This is a genomic window from Colwellia sp. MB3u-4 (assembly GCF_014077065.1).
GTDB lineage: Bacteria > Pseudomonadota > Gammaproteobacteria > Enterobacterales > Alteromonadaceae > Cognaticolwellia.
The window spans coordinates 67,931-94,000 of record NZ_JACGVE010000077.1 but is presented as its reverse complement, the minus strand read 5'-3'; the positions used below and the strand labels follow the sequence as shown (position 1 = coordinate 94,000).

At 39.6% G+C, this 26,070-nt stretch carries 18 protein-coding genes; 5 read left to right on the top strand and 13 right to left on the bottom strand.

The annotated features are described in order from the left end of the window. Window positions 1-13: 13 nt before the first annotated feature. The 3 genes from H4J61_RS08670 (at window position 14) to H4J61_RS08660 (ending at window position 1,775) form a co-directional block, all read left to right on the top strand. Window positions 14-220 carry a DUF1653 domain-containing protein gene (locus H4J61_RS08670; protein WP_182135529.1) on the top strand — a complete coding sequence of 69 codons (207 nt, stop codon included), beginning with the start codon at window positions 14-16 and terminating at the stop codon, window positions 218-220. Between the two features lie 637 nt (window positions 221-857). Beyond that, the gene (locus H4J61_RS08665) at window positions 858-1,418 is read left to right on the top strand and encodes a hypothetical protein (protein ID WP_182184757.1); all 561 of its coding nucleotides are present in this window, start codon (window positions 858-860) and stop codon (window positions 1,416-1,418) included. Window positions 1,419-1,538: 120 nt separating this feature from the next. After that, complete coding sequence (locus tag H4J61_RS08660; RefSeq protein ID WP_182184756.1) at window positions 1,539-1,775, top strand: SEL1-like repeat protein; 237 nt, start codon at window positions 1,539-1,541, stop codon at window positions 1,773-1,775. An 11-nt stretch (window positions 1,776-1,786) separates the two neighbouring features. On the opposite strand, the gene H4J61_RS08655 is transcribed toward H4J61_RS08660, so the two are convergent. Both H4J61_RS08655 and H4J61_RS08650 read right to left on the bottom strand, forming a co-directional pair. Continuing rightward, on the bottom strand, window positions 1,787-2,755 hold the full coding sequence (locus H4J61_RS08655) for an NAD(P)H-quinone oxidoreductase (RefSeq protein ID WP_182184755.1): 969 nt from the start codon (window positions 2,753-2,755) through the stop codon (window positions 1,787-1,789). A gap of 83 nt (window positions 2,756-2,838) precedes the next feature. Next, entirely contained in the window at window positions 2,839-3,108 is a 270-nt protein-coding gene (locus H4J61_RS08650) for an acylphosphatase (protein ID WP_182135526.1), read from the bottom strand. A 163-nt stretch (window positions 3,109-3,271) separates the two neighbouring features. Between H4J61_RS08650 and H4J61_RS08645 the strand changes: the two genes are divergently transcribed. Then, a complete protein-coding gene (locus H4J61_RS08645; protein WP_182135525.1) occupies window positions 3,272-4,462 on the top strand; it encodes a class I SAM-dependent methyltransferase in 1,191 nt (396 codons plus the stop codon). Between the two features lie 103 nt (window positions 4,463-4,565). On the opposite strand, the gene H4J61_RS08640 is transcribed toward H4J61_RS08645, so the two are convergent. From H4J61_RS08640 to H4J61_RS08620, 5 genes are all read right to left on the bottom strand, one after another. Then, window positions 4,566-4,865, bottom strand: coding sequence for a PilZ domain-containing protein (locus H4J61_RS08640; protein WP_182135524.1), 300 nt, complete (start codon window positions 4,863-4,865; stop codon window positions 4,566-4,568). An 82-nt stretch (window positions 4,866-4,947) separates the two neighbouring features. Then, entirely contained in the window at window positions 4,948-8,934 is a 3,987-nt protein-coding gene (gene hrpA / locus H4J61_RS08635) for an ATP-dependent RNA helicase HrpA (RefSeq protein WP_220461230.1), read from the bottom strand. Between the two features lie 886 nt (window positions 8,935-9,820). Beyond that, on the bottom strand, window positions 9,821-10,606 hold the full coding sequence (locus H4J61_RS08630; protein WP_182184754.1) for a hypothetical protein: 786 nt from the start codon (window positions 10,604-10,606) through the stop codon (window positions 9,821-9,823). A gap of 141 nt (window positions 10,607-10,747) precedes the next feature. Beyond that, entirely contained in the window at window positions 10,748-11,188 is a 441-nt protein-coding gene (locus H4J61_RS08625) for a CreA family protein (protein ID WP_182135554.1), read from the bottom strand. A 187-nt stretch (window positions 11,189-11,375) separates the two neighbouring features. Further along, a complete protein-coding gene (locus H4J61_RS08620) occupies window positions 11,376-12,422 on the bottom strand; it encodes an isoaspartyl peptidase/L-asparaginase family protein (protein ID WP_182184753.1) in 1,047 nt (348 codons plus the stop codon). A gap of 272 nt (window positions 12,423-12,694) precedes the next feature. Here H4J61_RS08620 and H4J61_RS08615 point away from each other — a divergent pair, with 272 nt between their 5' ends. Beyond that, window positions 12,695-13,504: a crotonase/enoyl-CoA hydratase family protein gene (locus H4J61_RS08615; protein WP_182184752.1), complete on the top strand. Its 810-nt coding sequence runs from the start codon at window positions 12,695-12,697 to the stop codon at window positions 13,502-13,504. Between the two features lie 479 nt (window positions 13,505-13,983). On the opposite strand, the gene H4J61_RS08610 is transcribed toward H4J61_RS08615, so the two are convergent. The 6 genes from H4J61_RS08610 to H4J61_RS08585 all read right to left on the bottom strand — a co-directional run bounded on the left by H4J61_RS08610 (window position 13,984) and on the right by H4J61_RS08585 (window position 25,370). After that, a complete protein-coding gene (locus H4J61_RS08610) occupies window positions 13,984-14,202 on the bottom strand; it encodes a DUF2986 domain-containing protein (RefSeq protein WP_182184751.1) in 219 nt (72 codons plus the stop codon). 173 nt (window positions 14,203-14,375) lie between these two features. Further along, window positions 14,376-14,636 (bottom strand): DUF5062 family protein, encoded by a 261-nt coding sequence (locus H4J61_RS08605; RefSeq protein ID WP_182135519.1) that lies wholly within the window; start codon window positions 14,634-14,636, stop codon window positions 14,376-14,378. Between the two features lie 282 nt (window positions 14,637-14,918). Continuing rightward, window positions 14,919-15,488: a DUF3087 family protein gene (locus H4J61_RS08600; RefSeq protein ID WP_182184750.1), complete on the bottom strand. Its 570-nt coding sequence runs from the start codon at window positions 15,486-15,488 to the stop codon at window positions 14,919-14,921. 54 nt (window positions 15,489-15,542) lie between these two features. After that, entirely contained in the window at window positions 15,543-17,699 is a 2,157-nt protein-coding gene (gene recD / locus H4J61_RS08595; protein ID WP_259363214.1) for an exodeoxyribonuclease V subunit alpha, read from the bottom strand. Continuing rightward, window positions 17,692-21,477 carry an exodeoxyribonuclease V subunit beta gene (recB, locus tag H4J61_RS08590; RefSeq protein WP_182184749.1) on the bottom strand — a complete coding sequence of 1,262 codons (3,786 nt, stop codon included), beginning with the start codon at window positions 21,475-21,477 and terminating at the stop codon, window positions 17,692-17,694. The genes recD and recB overlap by 8 nt, the downstream gene beginning before the upstream one ends. Next, complete coding sequence (locus tag H4J61_RS08585; protein WP_182184748.1) at window positions 21,474-25,370, bottom strand: exodeoxyribonuclease V subunit gamma; 3,897 nt, start codon at window positions 25,368-25,370, stop codon at window positions 21,474-21,476. Before H4J61_RS08585 ends, recB begins: the two co-directional genes overlap by 4 nt. Between the last annotated feature and the right edge of the window lie 700 nt (window positions 25,371-26,070).

Below are 26,070 nucleotides of genomic sequence, written 5' to 3'. Positions count from 1 at the left end.
AATGAGATTATTCATGCTAAAAATCGGACGTTATCAACATTTTAAAGGTAATTTTTACCAAGTACTACACTTAGCAACCCACAGTGAAACTGAAGAAACTATGGTGGTTTATCAACCTGAATACGGTGAAAGAGCGATTTGGGTTAGGCCACTTGCTATGTTTGATGAAATTATTGAAAGAGATGGAAAGCAGCTCAAACGCTTTCAATATGTTGGTTAAGATAGTTAATTAAAAGTGTAAGTTGGACTTTAGCCCCATCACGTTAAGTTAAATTTAACTTCCTTGCGCATCAATGCGAACGAAAAAAAATAAGGCGCTGCAGATACCTGTTGTCCATCTCGTTAACAGCTCGCTTAACAGTTGACGGACTAAAGTCCGACCTACAAAATACCTAAAAAAAATCACCCAACACTATATTATCACCCGTAGGCTTTATGATGATTCAAGGTTGGACTTTAATCCATCAGGTTGAATGAAATTTAACTGTCCTCAGCATCAATGCGAACGAGCAAAAAAATAAGGCGCTGCAGATACCTGTTGCCCATCTCGTTAACAGTTGACGGACTAAAGTCCGGCCTACAAAAAACCGACAGAAAAAATCACCCAATGCTAAGGGAGGAAATCAAATCAAGGCTCTATTTAAAGATAATTGTTGTTCTGTTATGGCTGATTGGATTAGACCACGCTAGTCCAAAGTGCTGGGATTTAGGCCACCTAGCATTTACTGTCCTGACTCTATTGTTTATTTAGCCAGCATTTCCAAGATGTTAATAATATTGCCATTGAAGATGTTAGAATTCATGATGGTTTGCTAATAGAGTTTTTCCAGGCTAATTCATCTTTATAGGGATATATAATGTTTAAAGTAAGTAGGGTTGAAAATAGTAACAACGGGCAAGTTCAGCGGCTCAAGCTATCGGCTTTTATACCGACATTTAAGCACTTTATAGCTTCAAAAAAATCATTATTAATCCCCGTATTATTTTTTCTGGCCTATTATAGCTATTATGTTATTTATCAAACCAATCGTGATCAACAACAAACCCGCCAAATAGTAGCAGCACCAAAAATCAATGATATTTATTTGTTTGATTTTCGTATAGTAAGCCATAACCTAAGACCCAATAAAAAATATCGTATTGCCAAAGTAGTTGATATAACGGGTGACATTATTACCTTAGTTTATGGCAGTTTTTATTATCCCAACCAACACGCGACCATCAATAGTATTTATTATGGCCAGCTAACTTATAAAGACTACTTTGAAGCTAAGCGCTTTGATTATAACCATCATGAAATTCAACAAAAATTGACTTCCGGTGCTATTTATCAAGCGATGCGACCTATTAACGACAAACTTTTAGGACAGCGCGTAGGGCCTGAGCCAAGAAAATATCGTAGTAATATTTTTATTTAAGGTCGACGAGAGAATTTAACGGGTGAGGCTTTCCTTAACCAGCGGTTCAGTGAAACCAATTTAAAACAAGCATTTGAGTTATTTACTACCTCTGCAAACTACAACTTTGCACAAGGACAAGTGAACCTTGCACAAATGTATATTAATGGACAATACGTAGAAAAAAACCTCAGCAAAGCACTTTATTGGCTGAATCAGGCGGCACTGCAAAGTCACAAACCGGCCATTTTAAAGTATGAAATTATCTGTAAACAACTTTCATCTTGCCAAATTTATGACTTTTTTAAAAACCTAGTTACCACGGGTGTTAATATTAAAGTACGCAGTTTAAGCACTGAACTGACCGTCGAAAACTAATGCTAATAGCACTAATCTACAGTGAGTATTAGTTTGCCGATATTTTCATTATTCAACATAACCTGATGGGCTACTTCTGCCTCATGCCAACTATATTGTTGGTAAATAACCGGGCTGATTGAGCCCACGTCAAGGCAATGATAAAAGTCTTGCGTAAATGCTTTAATTAACTGGGTTTTATATTCATTACTTCGGCTACGTAATGTGGTGGCATGAAGGTTTACACGCTTAGCAAGCATTTTAGCAACATCAATATTTTCCGCAAAACGGCCACCTAGCATGGACAAGATAACAATATGACCATCTAGCGCACATACCTTAATGTTTTTGTTAAGATACTCGCCGGCAACCACATCGATAATAACGTCATAGCTGTGTTTTTGTTGTACTGCCCAAGTCACAAAGTCAGTTTCGTGATAATTTATCGCTTCATCCGCGCCCAATGCTTTACAAGCTGCTACTTTGTCTTCATGACCGACAGTAACGGTTACTGAGCAATTAAGCTGTTTAGCTAGTTGAATAGCCGCCGTACCTACACCACTAGCGCCGGCATGAATAAGTACCTTAGCATTTGACTGTAAGTTAGCGATGGAAAATAAACATTGATAAGCGGTTAAATAAACTTCGGCTATTGCCGCACCTTGGACATAGCTTAAATTTTCAGGCAGCTTTATTAAGTGATCGGTTTTGACTTTAACATATTCTGAGTAGGCGCCACCAGGCACAATAGCAAAAACCTTATCGCCAACATTCCAACTAGTTTGTAGCCCGCCAATAGCCACAAGTTCACCACAAGCTTCAATGCCGAGTATGCTTGATTCACCAGGCGGAGGTGGATACTGGCCTTTTTTTTGCAAAATATCTGCGCGATTAACACCAATAGCCCTGACTTTGATTAAGCATTCATCGTCACCTATTGCTGGCTTGTCAGTTTCATCTAGACTTAACTGCTGTTGATCATTAATGGCTATATAACGCAATTTATTTCCTTTTATCCACGGTTTATTATAATAACTAGTTTGCCTTAATTAACCTTAAATACCAACGTGATAAAGGTAGAAGTTCAGCTAATCGAAAAAAAATTATGTTCCTGAAATGGTACTTGCTTAACGTCAACCTTCACCACTTGTGCTTCTGGAGGACCTTTTGCTAACCACTTTAGCATTTTATCAATATTTTTCTCTTCACCGCACAGTAGCACTTCTACATCGCCATTAGTTAAATTACGCGCGTAACCACTTAAACTATGTTCAATCGCAACCTGTTGGCTAGAAACTCGAAAATAAACGCCTTGAACCTTGCCACTGACATGTGCCATGTAACTTACATCCATTATTTTTCACCTTAAATTAAGCTTATTGCTATTGTTATTGTTATTGTTAACTTTCATTCACATCAAAATTTTGAAATTAAAAATAGTTAAAATTGACCATTGCACCCTCGCCATGCATTGACTACACTCGCGCCATTATTATTGTAATTATAAGTATAGGCCTATGTCAGCAAGAATTTATTTAAAAGTTGCTCGTGAGAAATCATTACGCCGAAAACATCCTTGGATTTTTTCTCAAGCAATTAACAAAATTAAAGGTAACCCATTACTTGGTGACACGGTTGATGTCTATGACAACAAAGGCAACTGGCTCGCTAAAGGCGCATATTCTCCAGAATCTCAAATTAGAATTCGGGTTTGGAGTTTTGATATTGATGAGGAAATTGATAGCAGCTTTTTTCGTAATAAATTGTTAAGTGCGCAAAAAAGACGCGACTGGTTTATCGAAAGAGACGGTTTAACCGGCTATCGACTTATTGCTGGCGAGTCTGATGGCCTGCCCGGTATCACCATAGATAAATACGACAACTTAATTGTCTGCCAATTACTGAGCGCCGGAGCAGACTTGCACCGCTATACCTTAGTTGAATGCCTTAAAGAACTTTATCCGGGTTGCCATATTTATGAGCGTTCAGATGTTGATGTGCGCAAAAAAGAAGGTTTAGAGCCGGTAACAGGTTGGTTAACCGAACCACAAGCATCAACAGAGTGTATTATTGAAGAATACGGTATTAAAATTCATGTTGATGTGGCTAAAGGCCATAAAACGGGGTTTTATTTAGATCAACGTGAATCTCGTCTTGCTGCAGGTAAATATGCCCGTGATAAGAGTGTATTAAACTGTTTCTCTTATACCGGCACTTTTGCGCTACATTGTGCAGCGGGTGGCGCTAAAGAAGTCATTAATGTTGATGTTTCTGAATCAGCATTAGACTTAGCCAAGAAAAACGTTGAGCTTAATCAGTTAGAAGATAAAAATATCTCATTCGTTAAAGCGGATGTTTTTAAATTATTGCGTCAATACCGTGAAGAAAAACGTACCTTTGACATGATAATTCTCGACCCACCGAAATTTGTTGAATCAAAGGCTCAACTAACAGGTGCATGTCGTGGCTACAAAGATATCAATATGTTAGCAATGCAGTTGCTTAACCCTAATGGTATTTTGTTAACTTTTTCTTGCTCTGGTTTAATGGAATCAAGTTTATTTCAAAAAGTGGTTGCTGATGGGGCATTAGACGCGAAAAGAAATGCTTACTTTGTTGATCGATTGCACCAAGCCGCGGATCATCCGGTATCGTCAAATTACCCTGAAGGCTATTATCTTAAAGGTTTGGTCTGCCAAGTTGAGTAACTTGACTATATAAAGCCATATTTAGCCACTAGATATTAGTGGCTAAATATTAATAGCTTAATAAGAGTAGCTAGACTTTTTCTAGCTACTTATTTCCGCTGACTTAATCAATCTCAGTAATATTAACGCCAATCAAATAACAGTTTGCGCTATCTTCCGTTACTCTCACTACTTTGCCTGTAGCATTTAAGGGTAGCACAGCATTGTTGACCGACTGAACACTGATACGCACCGCTGTATTTATTTCTAATGGGTGCTGCATCTCAATCGCTATACCCGTTGCACTTAAATCACGACATGTGACTAAAGCCTTGCTATTAGCTTCATCGTCAATAATGGTCAAGGTTACTTCACTGTTTAACATCATGCGATAAAAGTTCCGTTTATCATCGTAATTAGCCATCACTACTCCATTGTATTTTTATCGTTAGTACACTTTCATTTATACTCATGGTAACGATAACTGTCAAATTATTGTACTAAAATTATGCATGTTCTTTGATGTAGTTCAATATTCTTTTAGCTGAAATTGGAAAAGGTGTTTTTAAATTTTGTGCAAAAAGTGATACCCGCAACTCTTCTATCATCCAATAACCTTGTATTAAGGCTTTACTTATTGGTTGACCCTTAGGTTGTTGAGCAATGACTGTATCTAATGATTTTTGCACTTTTTCAAGCTCTAACATTTTCAAACGGTCTTGGTTAGGGTCTATTTGCAACTTTTCTAATCGTCGTAACATGGCGCTTAAATAACGGGCAATATCATCCAAACGTTGGTATCCCGCTTTAGTGATAAAGCCCTTAAAAACTAGGGCCTCTAATTGGCTTTTAATATCACCATGAGATTGCACAACATTTAACGACATTTTGCCTTTCATTTTTTTGCGTACATCATGTGCCAGACTTAATACTCGCTCAACTTTAATCGCCGCACTTAAGACACAATCTGCAATTTCTGCACGAACATGTTCTTTGCAGGCTTCAAACTCTGCTTGAGCACGTGGTAAGTCGCCGTATTCGTTAACTAAAAATTGACAGCCAGCAAGGATGCAGTCATCTAACAAATCAGTTATCGAACCAAAGGGATTAAAATACAGCCCTAATTTAGCTTTATTGGGTAACTTTTCCTGCAAATATTTTATTGGCGACGGTATGCTCAGTAAAACAAGTCGACTGACCCCGTCAAGCATGGCTTGTTCAGCTAAACTTTCATGTTCAAATAACTCGATAGCAACAGACTTATTTTTATCCACCAAAGCTGGAAAGGCTTTTATGGTGATATTAGCGACTTTCTTTTCATAGCTTTTTGGCAAGCTTTTAAAGTCCCACTGGTCGATATTACTGCGTTCAATACCTTTGTCAGCGACCTTTTTAATCGACGCTTGCACCTTACCTTGTAAACTGTCTTTTAATTCGTCGAGCTTGCGACCTTGTTGGATCAATTTGCCATGTTCATTAACAATTTTAAAATTCATCGATAAATGCGGTACTAGCGCTAAACCTTGCCAAGCGTCTTCCGGTAGACGAGCACCTGTCATTCTTAACAACTGTTTTTCAATGGCGGTAGTTAATGCGACATCAGCGTTAGTGATTGCCGCTAAACAAGCTTCGGCGTAATTAGGCGCAGGCACGAAATTACGCCTTAATGCTTTAGGTAAAGCTCGAATTAATGCCGTAATAAGTTCAAGCCGTAAAGCGGGGATCAACCAATCAAAACCAATGTTTTCCACTTGATTTAATATTCCTAGCGGTATCAAAACACTGATACCGTCGTCGACATCGCCCGGGTTAAAATGATAACTCAGCGGTAAGGTTAAACTGCCTTGCTGCCAGGTTTCAGGATATTCAGTGGCCGATAACTTAACCGCACTTTCTTTTAACAAAAAGGCTTTGGTAAAGTTTAATAGTTTGGCGTCGGCTTGTTTTTGCTTTTTCCACCATGCTAAAAAGCTGCGTTGACAATTAACGTTCTCTGGTAGTTTTTCGGTATAAAAATCAACTAACTGTTGCTCTTCAATCAAAAAATCTCTGCGTCGAGCTTTTTGCTCTAATGCTTCAATTTCATTCACTAATTGACGATTATCTTTTAAAAATGCCTCTTTAATCGTGCTTTCACCGTTAACTAACGCCTCGCGGATAAAAATTTCACGACAGGTATCAGGTTCAATTTGATTAAAGTGCACACTACGCTTAGCAACAATAATCAGGCCGTAGAGTGATACTTGCTCAAAGCCCATCACAGCGCCCTGCTTTTTCTCCCAATGCGGTTCACTGTAGCTGCGTTTAACTAAATGTTGAGCCAGGGGTTCAATCCACAATGGGTCAATTTTTGCGGCCATACGGGCAAATAAACGGCTGGTTTCAACTAGCTCTGCCGCCATTAACCATTTAGGCGATTTTTTAGCTAAGGCAGAGCCTGGGAAAATAAAGAAGGTACTGCCACGTGCGCCTTTATATTCTCGGTTTTCATCTTGTTGACCTAAATGACTGAGTAAACCTGACAATATCGCTTGATGCACAATATCTACATTTGGATTAGTGGCGCTTTTTTCAGCTTCTTCTGATAAGTCTACTTCGATGCGGCTCATCGGAATTTTTAACTCGCGTAACGAATGCGTTAGCTGACTGTAGATGTCTTGCCACTCTCGAATACGCACATAGGACAAGAATTCTTTTTGGCACATGCGACGAAATTGATTGTTGGTTAGTTGCTTTTGTTGTTCTTCAACATAACTCCACAGTTTTAATAAACCAACAAAATCAGATTCTTTGTTCTTAAAACGGCTATGTTTTTCATCTGCTGCTTGTTGCTTTTCGTGTGGACGTTCACGTGGATCTTGAATACTTAAGGCACTGACAATAATGAATATTTGTTCAATACAGCCTAAGTCTGACGCGGTTAAAATCATTTTAGCTAAACGTGGATCAATAGGGAATTTTGCTAACGAGCGCCCTATTGGCGTTAAGGTCACTTTATTTGCCTTCGCGTCTATCGCGGCCAGCTCTTCTAATAACTTCACCCCATCAGTAATATTGCGATTATCTGGTGGTTGAACAAACGGAAAGTCAGCAATTTCGCCTAGATCTAAGGACAACATTTGCAATATAACAGTCGCTAAATTAGTGCGCAGTATTTCAGGGTCGGTAAATTCAGGGCGGTTTAAAAAGTCTTCTTCTGAATAAAGACGAATACAGACCCCTGACGATACACGACCACAACGACCAGCACGTTGGTTAGCACTGGCTTGAGAAATAGCCTCTATCGGCAAGCGTTGCACTTTGGTACGGTAACTATAACGAGAAATTCTTGCGGTACCTGGGTCAATAACATATTTAATGCCCGGCACAGTTAAACTGGTTTCAGCAACGTTGGTGGCTAACACTATATTACGGCCAGTATGGGGTTTAAATATTAAATTTTGTTCGGCAACGGTTAAACGAGAATATAGTGGCAGCACATTAGTGTGGCGTAAGTTTGCTTTTTCTAATGAGCGTGCGGTATCTCGAATTTCTCGTTCACCGTTGAGAAACACTAATATATCACCACTATCATCGGCGCCTAACTCATCAACCGCATTAAGAATGCCTGAAATAATATCGCCATCATCATTGCTTTCATCACTTGCCTCGTTCAGGGGCCGATAACGCATTTCAACTGGAAAAGTTCGACCCGATACTTCAATAATGGGCGCAGGAACACCAGCAGCACTGGCAAAATGTTTGGCAAATTTTTCAGGGTCAATGGTTGCCGAAGTAATGATGATTTTTAGATCAGGACGTTTAGGGAGAATTTGGCGTAAATAACCCAGAATAAAATCAATGTTTAAACTACGTTCATGCGCTTCATCAATGATCAAGGTGTCGTATTGGCGTAACAAACGGTCTTTTTGCATCTCTGCCAACAAAATACCGTCGGTCATTAACTTGATATAGCTTTGCTTGCCCACTTGGTCATTAAAGCGCACTTTATAGCCAACGGCGTCACCTAACTTGGTGTTGAGTTCTTCTGCAATACGGTTTGCTACCGTTCTAGCAGCAATACGTCGGGGTTGAGTATGACCAATAATACCGTCAATACCACGCCCAAGCTGCAAACATATTTTCGGAATTTGGGTAGTTTTACCTGAGCCAGTTTCGCCCGCAATAATAACCACTTGATTTTCATCAATAGCTTTAGCAATAACATCAACATTTTGTGAAACCGGTAAAGCTTCCGGGTAACTAAATTTAGGTACGTTAGCGAGACGAAGTTGTTTATTTTCTATCGATTGTTCAATCAATGCCGCTATTTGCTGTAAGCTTTTTTCTTGCTTACCCTGATCAGTAATACTTTTAACACCCAATAAGCGCTTTTTAATGCGCGTTTTATCAGATAATTTAACCTGCTCTAAAAGGTTAAAAAGGGATTTTACGGTGACGTTTTTATTAGCTTTTTTAGTAGCAGTGGAAGTTGCGGTGATTGCAGTAGACAAGACAGACTCAAAACAGATAACAAAGAAGCTATATTAACAGGTAAGCAATGGCAAATGAATAAGTATATACCCGCTCTACTTGAAAATTGCCAGCTTAACGGTTGACGGAGTGAAACTGGGCCTAAAAAACAATTGCCCAACGCTATCTGATCACCCGTAGGCTCGATGCAGGTTGAACTTCGGTCCATCAAGTTAAATGAAATTTAACTGTGCTTAACACATAGATAAATAAAAAATACCCGCGGCAAATCTGAGTTAACCCATCAGATTAACCACTGACTAAACGCTTGACGGAATAAAGTCCGACCTACAAAAAGTCGCCAAACGCTACGCAATTACCCGTAAGTTTTATCTGGGCCTTTGTAGGTTGGACTTTAGTCCATCAGGTTAAATGCAATTTAACTATCTTCGGCAAAATACTAAACGACACAAATCACACCTAGTTGCAGATATTTGTTAACCCATCGAGTTAATTGCCGGCTTAACCGTTGACGGACTAAAATCCGACCTACAAAAAATCGCCAAACGTTACGCAATTACCCGTAAGTTTTATCTGGGCCTTTGTAGGTTGGACTTCAGTCCATCAAGTTAAATGAAATTTAACTATCTTTGGCAAAATTCTAAACAACAAAAATCACACCTAGTTGCAGAGGTTTGTTAACCCATCGCGTTAATTGCCGGCTTAACCGTTGACGGACTAAAGTCCGACCTACAAAAGGTAAAAAATAGCTATACGTTAGATAAACACCTATAAAAGCAATTTTGACTAAAGTACTAACTTTCTCTCTCCCCCTAAACCGTTGACTTCATAACCTAACAGCCCGGTCGTGCTATAGAGTCAAAACTTTTCACCTTTTTAGTTTTTTAGTTTTTTAGCTTTTGTAAATTATTCACTTACCAAAGCTAATAAGGCCGGTTGTGTCGTGCTTAAAAGTGATTGTTCAATGCTTTTATAAGCGTTAACAAAATCTTTTTTCAAATGTGACTTTAGATGGCCTTTAACATTTTTCATTGGCTCTTTTTTTAAAACGCAAAAAAGAGCCAATGCATATAAAGTTTCAGGTTCGGTTAATGCCGCTTGACGGTTTAAACTGGCATTATTACAAGCGCCACAACCACCTTTAAATTGATAGGCTGTATTGGCAAAAATAACACCAAAGCCCATAAAACAAGCGACAAGATCTGTCGCTTGGGGTAAATATTCTTTACCTCCCGGCGGCAAAACCTTGTTTGAAATCACCAAAATACTGGCCAGTGTTTGGCTAATAGCGGCAATTAAGTCTTGTGGTTGATTCACCTGGTTTGGCGTAAACCCCAGTATTAAGGCTCCATTGCCATTGCTTATGGCAACCTCAGCATGATCGCCTCGAATAATTGGCCCTAAACTCAAATCTTCAATGGCAGTATTTGATGCCGGTGTGGCTGATGAAAGTTGTATCGGCCACTTTTGCATGCCCGCATAGTTTTTGGTGTTGATGAACATAGCTTGAGCCATTTCATCAATACTGCTAACTTTGCCAGGATAAAACTCATTGGTCGGTAGTATTAAACGACTATCATTTTTAAGCACATTAATTTCAAAATTTTCAATGGCCCATGCAAAGGTATCAAATATCCAATTCTGGGTATTTTCATCAATAATTTCTTTCGGACTAAACAGTTTTGCTAACATAATTTATACTACTTTTTAAATCTTTACGCTTTGATTTTATGGGTTGTTAAGTAAACAACACTACAAATAAAATCAAAAGTTAACATGGGTTATATCCCACAAGTTAATGCTTCACTTTCATCAGTTAAAGGTCTTAAACATCTAGTTTTTCACATCTTGAGCCAAGGCCCATTGCCAAGCTTTAGTATTGTATAAAGGCACTGTTGATAATGAATGATGATGACTGCCAGACGACTCTTTCGTTGAATAAGACAGGTAAATAAGGCTTTTATTTTCAGCATCATAAATACGTCTGACTTTTAAGCTTTTAAATAAAATACTTTTTGACTCTTTAAAGACTACTTCACCATTTTTTGAACGATCAATTTTTGCTAAAGCTTGCGCGGATATTTCACCCGTTTGTCGACAAGCAATACTCATATCTGATGGATCAGAAAAATCTAAATCGGCTTCCACATGACTAATATGACATGTTACCCCAGTGACAATCGGGTCTTGCTTAGCGTTGATGACCACGTCTTTTGTGGTAAATAATCCTAGGCTAACTTTACCCACGTCATCTGAACAGCCAACAAGTACCATAGCGATAGATAAGCCTAGCAAGGTTTTCAAGTGGCTTATGTGAGGCCAATTAATAAAACGCCTTGAGGTAATTGAAGCTGTCGAAGTCACGCTATTTTTTGCAACGACTATTTTTTTTGAAGCCAATCTATTTTTTAAAACCAATCTGTTTTTTGAAATAAGTCTCGTATTCAAAATCATCAATTTTTTAATCATCTTTAAATATCCCAATAAATTCTGCACCATTTGACGATTTACTCGCGCGATACATACCTGTGCTATTAAATGGCATAGTAATATTACCCGCCGTATCAATCGCAATAATACCACCTGAGCCGCCAGCTTTAACTAAAACATCATTTATCACTACGTCTGCGGCTTTCTCAAGACTAATGCCCTGATACTGCATACGCGCACAGATATCTGCGGCGACATGATAGCGAATAAAATATTCACCGTGACCTGTTGCTGAAACAGCACAGCTGTCATTATTCGCGTATGTACCCGCACCAATAATGGGTGCGTCACCAATACGGCCAAAACGTTTTGCGGTCATGCCGCCTGTGCTAGTCCCTGCTGTTAATGTACCTGATTTATCCAGTGCAACCGCGCCAACTGTGCCAAATTTATATTCATTACCCAGTGTTTGATGAGCAGCTTGAAAGTTTTTCAGCGTTTTTTCTTGCTCTACTAACTGCTTTTTAGCTTTTAATAACGACTGGTATCTCGCATCGGTATCAAAATAGCTATTTTCAACACTTTCTAAGCCTTGTTGTTGCGCAAAAACTTCCGCACCTTCGCCACTAAGCATGACATGCACCGACTTTTCCATCACGGCTTCGGCTAACGCTATTGGGCTTTTAATGGTTTTCACTCCTGAAACGGCGCCGGCATTTAAGGTTTTACCGTTCATTATCGAGGCATCAAGTTCGTGCTCGCCATCAAAAGTGTAAACTGCGCCCTTGCCGGCATTGAACAATGGCGAGTTTTCTAATATTTGAATAGCGGCAATAACAGCCGCTTGACTAGATTTTCCATCTGCTAACAGAGCATAACCGGCATCACGCGCTTGTTTTAACTTAGTTTCATAGGCGTTACGCTTTTCTGTAGTCATTTTACTTTTATTTATTGTGCCTGCGCCGCCGTGTATAGCGATAGCAAAAACTGGCTCTTGGTGAGCTTGCGCAGCAGCATGCATAAATAGCGGCACGCTTGCTAAGGTTAAAACAGTTGATAACAATAATTTGTTTTTCATGTGATTTCGCCGTAATGTTTAATATAATATCGCTGCAACGCTTTGTATAATATTGCCACAATAATCAGGTGCTAAAAATATATGCTAACCCTATCGGCTAACCATCTCAGCTAACAATGTGCGATAAATTCTCTACTTTTACAAGTTTTCAGCTTAGACAAAGCTAACTCAATGTAGACATTAATAAACGCTTTCGCTATGGTACTGGTCATACCATCAAATAACGTTAGCATAATATTTATAGCCTAATAGGCTATTGAGCTAGGACAGCCATGACTGAGCAACGCGTAAGTGTAGAGATCACCCATAATATTGCCCACGTTAAACTTAATCGTGCAGATAAGCTTAATGCCTTAGATATGCCAATGTTTATCGCCATTCGGCAGACGATAAAAACACTGCGTAAAAACCGTGACATTCGTGCGGTTATTTTATCAGGTAATGGCGAGGATTTTTGTTCTGGCTTAGATGTTAAATCTATCATGAAATCACCAATGAGCATGATCAAACTGCTATTTAAGGTCTTACCTTGGCATGCAAACTTAGCGCAAGTGGTGTCTACCGGTTGGCAGGATATTCCCGTACCCGTTATTTGCGCTATTCATGGCCGATGTTGGGGCGGCGGTTTACAAATAGCCTTAGGAGCAGATTTTAGGTTTGCTACACCTGACAGCTCATTATCTATCCTAGAAGGTAAATGGGGCTTAATACCTGATATGGGCGGCACAATAGCATTGCGCGACCTCCTCGCGATTGATCAAGCAAAAAAGCTCGCTATGACAGCAGAAGCGTTTACCGGCCAACAAGCGCTGGCCTTAAATTTAGTCACTGAAATCACAGCAAGTCCTCTAGCCGATGCACACACCTTCGCCCTTACTTTAATGCAACAATCACCTGACGCGATCGCAGCCAATAAAAAGCTTTATAACAAGAGTTGGCAAGGTAGCAAAGGTTGGGCGTTATTTCGTGAGTCTTATTATCAAATTAGAATTTTAATGGGTAAAAATGTTCATCGAAAAATTTATAATCAAACCCATAAAGCTGAACAGCACAAGCCATTTGTAGCGCGTAAAAAGTGGTAAAGTGCTGGCTGATTTTTTGTTATTTGGATTTCAATCCGTAAACTGTTAAACGAGTGATTAATCTGATGGACCAAAAAAATCTGCAGCTGTGTATTGTTTTATCGCTCAGTATCTATGCTAACAAGGTTAAATTTCATTTAACTTGATGGACTAAAGTCCACCCTACATAAGGCCTACGGGTGATAATGTCACGTTTAGTGATCATTTAGCGTTGGGTAATTTTTTGTAGGTCGGACTTTAGTCCGTCAATCGTTAAGCGAGTGATTAATCTGATGGACCAAAAAAATCTGCAGCTGTGTATTGTTTTATCGCTCAGTATCTATGCTAACAGGGTTAAATTTCATTTAACTTGATGGATTAAAGTCCAACCTACATAGTACCTGCGGGTGATGGTATCGCCTTGGGTACTGTTTTGTAAGTCGTATTTAGTCGGTTTTAACCTTGCTAATTTTGTGCACATGTTAATAATTTATAGCTTATTATGAGCCACTATCAGTAACGCTATCCACAGCACTATCACCAACACTTTCAGGCGAGTTTTCTGTGCAATCAGCTAAATGAATTTCAGCTTCTTTTTCTGCAACAGCCACCCGGTCGGCCTTAGAAACATACTTAGGCTTGCTGGAGTTTTGCAACTTAGCATTCATTTTCTTAACTTTTGATTTTAAGGCTTGGTTAATTTTCTTTTTACGATTCATATAACTTGTTTGCTTCTCTATGACTATCAAGGATGTACTATAAAAAGTACTCTAAAAAATTCTCTAAAAAATGTACTGTAAAAACGTTACGATGAACACGGCACTCATATCAAAGCCACTAATCTAAACTAAGCATTATGCCCGCTAAGTTAGCGCCTGAGATAAATGCCTCGTTATTTCAGTAACGGATGATCTGCCGGTAACTGTTTGGCAATCCATAACGATAACTTATGTTTCATGCTGGCCAAGTCTTCAGCATCTTTTGGCAAAGGTTGAATAAGTTTATCATTGACCAATAAGCGATATAAGCTTTCAATTTTGTCCTTTGCGGCGTTAGTGGTTGAAAAGCCTTTATAGCCACGATTTTTCGCATAACCTTCACCAATAACAATGGCTTTTTTCAATAATTCAGCTTCATTTTTTAACTTCTTCATGCGCGGTATATTTTCCTGTGTTTTTATTCCATAACAAGCTCAGGTGTTAAACTTAAGATCAAAAATGAGCCTTGTTCATATTGAGTGATCATACTGAGTGATCATACTGAGTGATCATGTAATCAATTCGTACAATTTACAGCACTGATATTAAAACCTTTACTATAAATTATACTACTGTCTTATTAAGGTAAAAGGCTACGGCTTAGACTAGGATATTGCGACCTAATCAAACCTAAGCTATAAACTAACCTCTCATGACATATCACTCACATGGGTATTTTAATAATCTGCCAACAGTGATTTATTAAACTGATCGGTAGAGAGTGTTAAATTTTTATTTTCTATTCGCGTATTCAATTCACTAATATCTTTATCAAGTTTAGACATGGTTAAGGTGTTGTCATCTAATAAATAAATTTGCTTTAAACTGGCATAATAAAAATTTAAAATAATCAGTGCATTAACATTGTCATTGGCAGCGGCGGCTTTTATTTTTTTCAGTTTACGATATATCGCGTTTTGTTGCTGCTTAATTTGCCAAACATAATACACTTCACTAAAAAATGCACTGGCTCGTAGGCGATGCAAAGCAAAAACACAGGTTAATAATGCCAATAATACCCCAATAAAATTATACCTAAAATTACTTTCTGATGCGGCGCCATCCTTTGTCAACTCACCTGCCGCTTTAACTGCCGGCTCCGGGGTTATATTGCCAACATCAGCAAATAGCATGATCAAAGCTTGTCCGTAAGCCAAAGCTAAAATAAGCAAACTAGCAATAAAGCTGACAATAATAATATTGAGGTGTTTACGGTAAACGGGTTTTTCAATGTCTTTTAATTTCATTTCTTAACTTACTTCTATAATTTCAATAAAGATGAACAATTAGGGTGATAAAAGCTAGTTTATTGCCAAGCCAGAATGGCGTTTAACTTGCTGACTTACGCCACTTTGCCAAACGCTCTGACTGCTAGCAATACTTAACTGCAGCTTAGCTCGAGTAATGCCAGTATATAATAATTCACGCGACAATAATCTATTGTCTTTTTGCTCAGGCAGCACCATAGCGACATGTTCAAACTCACTACCTTGAGTTTTATGGATAGTCATCGCATAAACCGTTTCAAATTTAGGCAAACGCGACGGCATTATCCAGTCATAACCACCCTGTGTATTCTCAAATACGGCCATTAAATGCCCTTGGCTATTACGCCATAGCAAGCCAATATCGCCATTGTATACACCTAAGCGATAGTCATTTTCACTGATCATTATCGGTTGACTGGCGTATAAGGTATTACTTGATTCAAAGCGATTAAAAGGAATTACCCCTTTATTACGCAATATATCAATCACTAAGGCATTTAAGCTTTCGACCCCTTGTGGGCCCTTACGCGTTGACGATAAAATTCTAAATTTAGCCAATAAGGCAAAAGCCTCTTCAACCTTGTCGCATTGACAAAGGCCTAGGTAATACTGCTCAACCAAGGGTGTAAGCCAAGTTTCAATAGTGCCCGATAATAAGGTGAGTTGTTTGTCGTTACTCGGTGGCTCGCTTGGTTGCAATAACTGCCAACTTTCTTGATATTGGCCTTTAATAACATAATTGGCGATTTTACCTATGCCACCTTCGCCATCAAAGCGACGACTTTTCATTAAAAAGGTGACGCAATCTCCGGCGCTGTATTGCTCATCTGCCGCTAATACGCTGCTATCTTTTGTCAGCGTTTGATAACCGGTTACCTGGGCTAAATATTGATGATTTAAAGCGCTGTAACCTAAGTGTGGACGCGGTGCAAAATCAGCTAAAACACTGCCAACCGCCACTGAAGGTAATTGATCAGCATCACCCAATAAAATGACTTTAGTGGTGGCTGGTAAGGCGCGAAAAATTCGCGTCATCATAGGTAAATCGACCATAGATACTTCATCAATCAGTAAAATATCTATCGCGAGTTTATTTTCTTGATAATGGCGGAAATTGACCTGATCAGGAATAACGCCTAATAATCTATGTAGGGTCTTTGCTTGCTCTGGAATAAGATCTAATACTTGATCAGCAATAATACCACGAAAATCTTGAACCGCATTGGTGATTGATTCTGATAAGCGTTGTGCCGCTTTGCCTGTTGGCGCTACTAAGGCGATTCGTGGGGCCGTAAAACTTGCCCTATTTAAGTTTGAGTCGCTTGAGCTTTCATCCGTTAAGTTTTGGCTACCTTGACTTGAGTTTTCGCTATCTGCTATGGCTAACATGACCAAGGCAGCAAGCAGTTTAGTCACGGTATAAGTTTTGCCTGTACCAGGACCACCGGCAATAATAGCAAAGTCTTTATTCATCGCATTAGCTACGGCAACGCCTTGCCAGTCAATGGCGCTAGTGGGTAACTCATTCTGTGCGGCTAAATCAGGAAACAAAGTGCTGACAATGCTTTTGATGGTATCAAGTTCACATTTTGCTTGCTGGGTATTTTCAGCTGATTCAACTTGCCTCTCTCTACTGTTACGTCGCTCTCGCACTAGCTGCTTTAGCTCTTGCTCAAATTGATAATAGCGCCGTAAATAAAGCCGTTCATGACTTAACACTATCGGTTGTTGCTCGGCCTCTATCTTTTGCTCCAAGCTTACTAAAGGAAGTTTTTCCATCAGCGCCGTAAGGGTTTTAAGGTCGGCAAATATAAAGCCCTTAGTATCTGTTGTTACCACTGTGGGGTTTTCGTTCACATCAGCACTTTGACTTGTGCCATCACTAAAGAGTCGTTTACCGGCGACTTGCGCTAAGGGTAAACAAGTATGACCGTCTCGCAGACTCGCACTTAAAGCGATCAACAAATGAAACCATTGTTGTTGATTGGATAACAGTTGTTCATCACTTTGCATGTCATCAGTCTGTTTATCAGCTAAGTTATTAGTCAGGTAAAAACCCAGACATTGGCTGATTTCTTTAGCGAAAAAATAATCCACAGCAACCAAACCATCAAGTTGACTTGACGCATGTTGAAACGATGCATAAATAGTTTCACTTTGTACTTTATGGTTAATCATGACTTCAGGCATTAGTGGTTTCTCCAGCAAAAATATCATCAAGTTGATCTAATTCTGCGAGGGTAATTTGGCGATAATAAACACCACAATCTTGATGCTGAGTTTGGTTGCTCATACCACGTAAATACAAATAATAAATACCGCCAAAATGCTGCTCGGGATCATAATCAGCCAAGGCATATTTTAGATGACGGTGTAATGCCAAAGCATAAATAAGATATTGTAAGTCGTAATGATTTTTCTCGATATTATGACGCATAGCCAGATCGTTATAATCACTATAGTGATCGCCTAAATGGCTAGACTTATAATCACAAACATAATATTTACCATCGGCCTGAAAAATCAAATCGATAAAACCATGCATCATACCTTTAAGTTGATGATAAGAAGGCAGATGCACTCGATGATTTTTAGCTATTTTGCTACTAGCATTACTATTTCTATGCTCGGTCAGCAGTTTTGTTAATAAACTACTACTTGCCGAGCGCATGGGGTAATAAAACTCGGTTTCTCGTAAGGTATCTTGCAACTCAAGCTGAGCTAAAGACCAAGAGTTATTTACGTTAAGTGGCGTGTGTAATACCTCTTCTAACCATGTTATTAACCGTGTTTGGCCATGGTTTTGCGGCGTATTTTCGCCACTCTCGATTGAACTCTCTCCTGAACTATTTAAACTGCTATCTGCCACACTTTCTATTACGCTATCTATAGCGCCATATTTTACCAGTGGCCAATGGCAGCTTTTTTGCCAATCAGGGGCTGAAAAGTCGGTTTGTTCTAAAATATCATGCAGTAAGTTACCGGTTTGTGCACCTTTGGTTAAGGTAAAACGTAACTCGTTAATATGACTTGATAGTGCGTTGTAGGTATTATCGCCTTGATCAGCAAGTTCGGTTTCTTGATTATCTCGATCAGGCGAAGAAACACCATTATGACGTAGATTTTTACTCAAAGCGGAGAATGAACTTAACCACCAATCACGCTCAATTTTACCCTCAAAACGCGCTACTTGAGCTTGTTTTTCAACGATAACCTTGGCATTGATTTCATCATTAGTGCTTTGGGTATTGATATTGGTATTGCCCGTGACTGAAATTTGCTTAGCTAAGGTTTCATTTGATAGCGTTTCTTTTGATAAGGTTTCTTGTGATAAGCTTTCTCCGGCTAAATAGTTGTCTAACACTGCAAGGGCTATTTCATCAGGATTGTCTTGCACTAATTGCTGCAAGCTGGTTGCCATATCAGTATCTGCCGACCATTTTAGTGTTTTACCTAAGGGAGAATTTTCATAATGGTCGAAAGCCGTGCTGAGAATATAACAGCGTTTTTCCGCGCGAGTAACCGCTACATATAACAGCCGAATAGCTTCAGCATAAGCTTCTGACGCCATGCGGGTTTTCGCATCGTCGTTACCGTCTAGGCTCTGTTGTAGCACGCCATTTTTATCATGAAATTCGATAAAACTGACCTGACGATTACCGAACTTAAGCGGGTCTTTATGACGCGTGGCAAACGGCACAAACACCACCGGATATTCCATACCCTTAGAGCCATGTTGCGTAATAATACGGATCAGGTTTTCGTCACTTTCTAAACGTAGCTCAGCTTCAACTTCTGGGTTGTCTATCTGGCTTTGTTGTTCAAACCAAAATAACAGCTCTTGCGGTTGACGATGTCGTTGACTTGCCCCTTGTAACAATTCAAACAAGTGCAATAAATTGGTTAATATTCTATCCGCATTATGCTTATCATCAGCGCTGTTATCTACAGCACTAATCTCAATATGAAAATGTTGATGCATTAACTGCAATGCCATACTGATAAAGCCTTTAAATTGCCATTCATTACGCAGTTTTTCAAAGCTAATTTTTAATGCTTGCCATTGTTGTTCGTCGTGCTGTAATTGCAATAACTTTTCACGATTAAAGCCCATTAATGGGCTGGCTAATGCGGCGGTATATAAACGGTCATTCTCTAAAAACAAAATACCTTTTAATAATTGCAGTAAATGCTTGGTTTCATCACTTTGCAATAAGTTGGCGCGATTACTCATAAACACGCTAGCTAACCCACATTGGTTTAAGGCAAATTTGATATCAGCCGCTTCGGCACCGTCGCGGACCAATAAAGCAATATCGCCACTCGCCATGTTAAGTTCAGGGCAAGCTAAGAGCCTGACAATTTCATTGGCACACCAAGCCGACATTTGCGTGCGATAGCCTTGTTTAACCGCTTTTTCTTTACCGTCTTTGCTTTTAGCATCCGCTTCAACATTAAAGTGAATAAACTGTAGGGCATTAAACTCGCGGTCTGGAAACACTTTTTCGTGCGCCTTGGCTGAGGCTTTAACCGGTAAATAAGGAATTTGATAACCAAAAACATCAACTGCATCGTCAGATAATTTATTACCGTAAAACAAACGATTATAGCCGGTGATCATGGCAGCACTTGAGCGCCAATTGGTATCCATTAACCACTGATGGTCGCAGTCGTTTCGCGCTGAAAGGTAGGCAAAAATATCGCCACCACGAAAACCATAAATGGCTTGTTTAGGATCGCCTATCATGTAAAGTGCAGCACTTGGCTGATGATAATAAATTGCTTTTAATATCGAGAACTGTTGCGGGTCGGTATCTTGAAACTCATCAACCAGCGCGACAGGAAATTGAGCAAATATACTATTGGCCAACACCTGATCAGGCGCTTGCCCTGATTTAGGCGTCAAACAATCATTTAACGTGCTAATTAAATCGTCAAAGCCCATCACATTCGCTTGCAGTTTTTTTCGGGTGATTTCTGCGCGGATATGATAAATACCTTTTCTCACCACCAACAAAGCTTGTGCACGATTAATCTGTTTTGCTAAATCAGGATGTTGTTTTTTAACCCTATTGACCGCGGTAAAAATTTCAATTAATTCGCTTTTCACTTTCGAGCGACCGTAACGTCGACCATCAATAAAAGCATCAGGCATTTTGCCGTGCTTACCTGCAACATCAGCCGACAGCTCTGCTAACCAATGGAGTAATAGCGTTAACTCTTGTTGGCGCTTTTCTTGTTCTACGCCCTTTTTAACCTCAATGAGCGAGGTGGTTAACATGGTTATATTGGCATCTAAACTAGCAATGGCTTCCTCAACTAAGCCTTTAAATTCAACGCTAATATTTTCTGGGTCTTGCACGTTCAAGACGTTTTGTGTCGCTAACGCTTTAGAAAACTGATTAATAAAAGTAGCTGGCTCTGGCCAAAATTCGCTGACCAACTTAAAGGCTTGGCCGTTATTTTCGGCCCCTAATGCCAATACGCGATACCAGTCTTGGCAAGCTTCTAAGGTGATATCTTGGGTGTTAGTTTCCATTTGGGCATTAAAGCTAATACCGCTGGCAAAAGCATATTGGTTCAGTACACGCTTACAAAAACCATGAATGGTAAAAATAGCGGCTTCATCGATATACAATAAGGCCTGGCTTAAGCGCGCTTTTACTTCACGACTACCAATATTTTTATTGACCAGATTTTGGTTCAAGGTTTTAAAGTAAGCATCCTGAACAATTAACCTATCCCAGCTGTGTAAACTTTCTCGAATAAAATCATCAATACGACCACGAATTTCTTCTGTCGCATCTTTGGTGAAAGTCATCACCAAAATCTGTTCAATCGGTAATTCTCGCTCTAACAATAAGCGTAAAAATATTCGGGTGATATTATGCGTTTTACCTGTACCGGCACTGGCTTCAATTAAATGTTTGCCTTGCAGCTCAATAGTATTGGCGTTTAAATTTTTCATTTTTTAGCTCCCTGCCCTTTTGCTGCTACTTTTACTGACTGCAGGGCATCGAACATTGGCTGATACAAAGCAAGTAATCTGGGTGATATTTTTTGATAATCAGGACATTGTGGCCAAAAATATTGTACATAGGCTTCATCACCAAAGGCTTGAAAGCTATTACTGTCAGACCAAAACTGTTCAAACTGTGTTTGTTCAAAAACTTTGCTCTTGCGTATTTTCTCTGCAATATCACCATTAAGTAATAGTGGTTGCTGCTGACCTAAATAAAACGTTACGATTAAGCGTAATAATTGCCCTTTGGCATCGTTAATATCACTAAAGTAGAATTGGCTTGGCTTTTGGCTTTTAGTGTCAAAATAGTAACCATGTGTCGCGGCCACATTGGCATATAATGCGGTTTTCGCTGGTGCTGAGTTACTTTGTAAAGCCTCAACTTGTGCAACTTGAACAATAAGTTGGTGTAAATACAAGGTAAATAAGTCTTTCGCTTTCGCACTACTGCTGCGATAAAATACCGCCTTGTTATCAACAATAGTCAATTTACTCTCAAGGGTTAAGCTTTTAGGTAACACAGTTTTTAAGCTGGCTAGTTCATTGCTTGAATATAGGCTGTCATCAAAAAGTACTTTATTGGTTAAAGCATCAGCTAAGTTCAGCGTGACGCTACAATCTATGGGCTCAAGGGTTAAGCCTTCATTTTGCGCTAATTCAGTAATAATGAATTGGCTGAAGTCTTCGCTGTCTTTTTGCCAACCTTGTATTAGCTCATCAGTACTGGGTAAGTCGGGCAAGTTTCCTGACAGCTTAGCGCTAAGTAATATCTCATCACAGCTTTGTTTACTTTGCGCCGGTGCTAGGTAATAGCTCAGCAAGTCTTGTCTTAGCAAGTAGCTATCGAGTCGGTTAGGTACAAAAGGCTCTACGTCATTAATCAATGTATTGCTGTTGTCTAAATACAAATAAAGTGCTCGCTGAGCGTAATAACGCCCAGGATGCTGATAAAAGCGAATAACATCATTAGCCGATAAATTTTCAGGATTGCCGGCTGTGTTGGCATCAACGGCTGTTATGGTATTATTTTCTACGCTGCCTTCTAGGTTATGCTCTGTGCTATTTGCTGAAACATTTGTTGGAACATTTGTCGAAATATCTACAACACTATGTTCTGATGCATGGGTAACCGCATTGCCAAGTTCAGCTTTTGCTTGGCGCAAGTGTAACCAGTTGGCATCAAAGCTGGCAAATGCACCTAGGTAATTTTTCTCGCTAAACGCCTGCATAGGTAATTGTCTAACTTGGCCCTGTACATTAGTTGCCGCTTCGGCGTTTAAACCGAGTAACTGCCAACCATAACCGCGAGCAAGATATTCCATCAGTTCTTTTAATACCAACGACGGTTGACGGTCTTTATTGTTCTTAATATTTTTACCTTGATAGCTTAAATACAAAGCTTGGCGGGCAGAAATTATTGCCTCTAAAAATAAATATCGGTCGTCACCTCGGCGTGATCTGTCACCCAATTGCGCTGGTGTGGTGGTCATTAAATCAAAACTGAGTGGCTGGCGTTGGCGCGGGAATTCGCCATCGTTCAAGCCTAATACCGCAATAATTTTAAAGGGAATACTGCGCATAGGCAGCATAGAACAAAAGGTAACTTGCCCAATCATAAACTGTCGACCGGGATCAGGCTGACTGAAGTGACTATTTAAAAAATCACGAATAACCGCCAAACTAATCGCGCTGTCGTAAGCGCCATGCTGACAATATTCCACTAACGACTCAATGGCGGTGCGAATAATGTTCAAACCATTATCGCTTTCATCGTCAAAAAGTTGTTGCAATAGATCAAACAAAAATTGCTGCCATTGCACGGCTGTGCGTGCTTTTGACATGCTAACAGCGGTTAGTTGTAACTGCTCAATAATCAACATGAGTTTGCCAAGTAGCTCACTGTCGCTGCCTTCGATAGTAGGCAATAACAGCTGATTTTGGTAAATCACACTATGGTCTGCAAAAGCAAAACCGCGCATTAAACGGCTTAAACCTTGTTGCCAAGTAAAACTGTTACTGGCGCTGTTGAGATCTGAAGCCACTGGTTCATTTTCTTGCTTATGAGGCTCTTCCCTCACGTCACCCGCTTGGCTTTGCGTTAACACTTGTTGTTTATGGGCTTTATCTAAACCCCAATGCACACAAGAAAGTTCAAGCCAATGGGTAATTTTTTCGATGTCGTCAAGGTTAATACCAAAACGAGATTGCATCGCCGGCAAGCGTAATAAAGCAATTAAACTTGACACTTGAAAGCGGCTATCGGGCAAGGTTAATAACTGGGCAAACGCGGCTACTAACGGCTCGGCGTCTTTACTAATGCGATCAGCAATCGAACAAGGTAGCGGTGGCACTTCGTCAGCAACATCTTGCCAGCCTCGAGTAAAAACGGCATTAACATAAGGCGCATATTGCTCAACTTGCGGGCACATTACTAAAACGTCTTTTGGCGTTAAGCTTTTGTCTTGATTAAATTGATGTAACAACCAGTCGTGTAAACCCTGCACTTCACGCAGCGCACTGTGAGCACTGGTGATCAAAATTGAGCCATCAACTTTTGGCGCTTGTTCAGGGCTTTGCGGCTCTTGATGGCGAGCATCTGACAAAGATAAAATGTCTTGCTGAACACTCGCTAAAACATTGGCTTGTGACATGATTTGTGAAATGGCTTCAGGGCTAGAGTTAGCTTGCTCAGCGCTATTTAAGTCTGCAACGGCTGATTCAAAGACCTCAATATTGATTGTGCTGTACTGATATAAAAGCGCCATAAATTCTCGGCCTTGCTGGCCCAAGTTGGCTAAGAGAGGATTACCTACTGGCTGGTTTATATCGGCTAAATCAGCATTAAGACTTTGCTGATCGACACTTTCATCACTCACCTCATTGACTTGTTCCGCCGAAAAGTCTGTGCCTTTGAGCCAAGCTTCAATGGCATTTTTTTCTGTCACCACATCGCCCCAATAAGCATAACAAGGGTTTAAATGAAAAAAATGCACATCAATTTTTTCACTTAAGGCATTAATAAACTCAAGCCAAAGTGGTGCCATGGCATTAATGCCAAAAAATGATAAGCGATGCGGTAACGCTTGTGCTGTTAATCGGTCAAGGTTATTTAAGTTTTTTATCGCCAGTGCGACTAGTTCACGGGGATTATAAGGTTGTTCGCGCACCAATAAATGCCAAAGCTTGCCTTGCCAAATAGCATTACTTTCAATATCTTGTTGATTATCATCTGATACTGTTGAATGCTCACTCGCTTGTTGATCAAAAGCGCTAAATTCACCTTGGTGCCAAGCGTGGATCCATTCAGGACGAAATATTAAATATTGCTCATATAAATCAGCTAACTGACAAGCCAACTGATAACGTTTTAATTGCTCAGCATCACTGTAACTTTGACCAGCGGCGTTTTTATTAGCCGCACTTTTATTAGCAATAGGGCGATTACCAGTATTGTTAAAATTTTCAGAGTTATTGGCTTTAGCCTGCCAATAATCACTGGCTACTTGAAACGAGACATCATCAATGACTTCATTTGATGCTAATAAAGTGTCGATGCGCCAAGCAAGTACTTCTCGTGAATAAGGCGATTGCTCAGGCACGTCTTCATCACTGGCTAAATTTCTAATTAAATTCCACAAAAATTGTGATGGTAAGGCATAACGCATATTCATGCTAATGCCTCGCTGCTCGGCCAGTGACATATTCAGCCAATGTTGCATACCGGCATTTTGCACAATAACAGTGTCTTGAGCGAAAACAGGAAGTGGGGAGAGTTGCTGAATTTTATCAAGCAGCACTAACAAATTTTCCATTTTGTTAGCGGGATAAAGATAGAACAAGTGCGCGCCTTTTTAGCCAGGGTTTTTATAGTTAAATTTAACCACATCACGCACGATAACACTAGCGGTTGTTGTCTCATAGGTATTGAAAATCATTGAATAAAAAGCATATTAGATAAACTAAACACCTTTCGCTTCATTTGAAGTTAAAGCAAAGATATTATTTAAGATCACTGTGATACCCAGGCCATTTTAAGGTGTAGTTTCAGCGTTAAACGAGGAAATAAGATCAAGGCGGGATACGATGATAATGGTTATTCTCTTAACAAAATATCGGGGGAATTTTTAATAGCTTTGGCTAGTCTATAGGCAAAGATCATGATCGCCTGAAGTAATCCGTGCCTTCTGGCTAAACCTTTGTCGACTTGCAAAAGCCTGCCTCTTGAGGTGGAACGGGTATATATGCAGATCGGCGAATAACCTGCTTTAACAACAACGATTATTAGTAATTTGGCTCTGTTCCACAACACGGTTATTAGGTTATGAAGTCTAATTACAAAAGGTTATAAAAATGAGTATTGAACCAAGATTGCTTTTACCGATGATAATCTAGCCTTTAAGCATTTTTTTATCATTTTTTTGTAGATCTTTTATCGGTTTTTTGTCGGTTTTTGTAGGTCGGACTTCAGTCCGAAAAACGTTTAGTGGCCAATTAACATAATAGGTCATCCGACATCTGCAGCGGCATATTTTTTATCAG

Bases quoted from the DNA above. Each gene is read 5' to 3' on its own strand.
- H4J61_RS08625 (WP_182135554.1), bottom strand. From the start codon at position 11,188: ATGGTACTTGTTGGCTGTTCAGATGACGTGGGTAAAGTTAGCCTAGGA.
- H4J61_RS08605 (WP_182135519.1), bottom strand. From the start codon at position 14,636: ATGAAGAAGTTAAAAAATGAAGCTGAATTATTGAAAAAAGCCATTGTT.
- H4J61_RS08610 (WP_182184751.1), bottom strand. From the start codon at position 14,202: ATGAATCGTAAAAAGAAAATTAACCAAGCCTTAAAATCAAAAGTTAAG.
- H4J61_RS08615 (WP_182184752.1), top strand. From the start codon at position 12,695: ATGACTGAGCAACGCGTAAGTGTAGAGATCACCCATAATATTGCCCAC.
- recD (WP_259363214.1), bottom strand. From the start codon at position 17,699: ATGCCTGAAGTCATGATTAACCATAAAGTACAAAGTGAAACTATTTAT.
- H4J61_RS08620 (WP_182184753.1), bottom strand. From the start codon at position 12,422: ATGAAAAACAAATTATTGTTATCAACTGTTTTAACCTTAGCAAGCGTG.
- H4J61_RS08670 (WP_182135529.1), top strand. From the start codon at position 14: ATGCTAAAAATCGGACGTTATCAACATTTTAAAGGTAATTTTTACCAA.
- H4J61_RS08630 (WP_182184754.1), bottom strand. From the start codon at position 10,606: ATGTTAGCAAAACTGTTTAGTCCGAAAGAAATTATTGATGAAAATACC.
- H4J61_RS08650 (WP_182135526.1), bottom strand. From the start codon at position 3,108: ATGGATGTAAGTTACATGGCACATGTCAGTGGCAAGGTTCAAGGCGTT.
- H4J61_RS08645 (WP_182135525.1), top strand. From the start codon at position 3,272: ATGTCAGCAAGAATTTATTTAAAAGTTGCTCGTGAGAAATCATTACGC.
- recB (WP_182184749.1), bottom strand. From the start codon at position 21,477: ATGAAAAATTTAAACGCCAATACTATTGAGCTGCAAGGCAAACATTTA.
- H4J61_RS08665 (WP_182184757.1), top strand. From the start codon at position 858: ATGTTTAAAGTAAGTAGGGTTGAAAATAGTAACAACGGGCAAGTTCAG.
- H4J61_RS08640 (WP_182135524.1), bottom strand. From the start codon at position 4,865: ATGGCTAATTACGATGATAAACGGAACTTTTATCGCATGATGTTAAAC.
- H4J61_RS08600 (WP_182184750.1), bottom strand. From the start codon at position 15,488: ATGAAATTAAAAGACATTGAAAAACCCGTTTACCGTAAACACCTCAAT.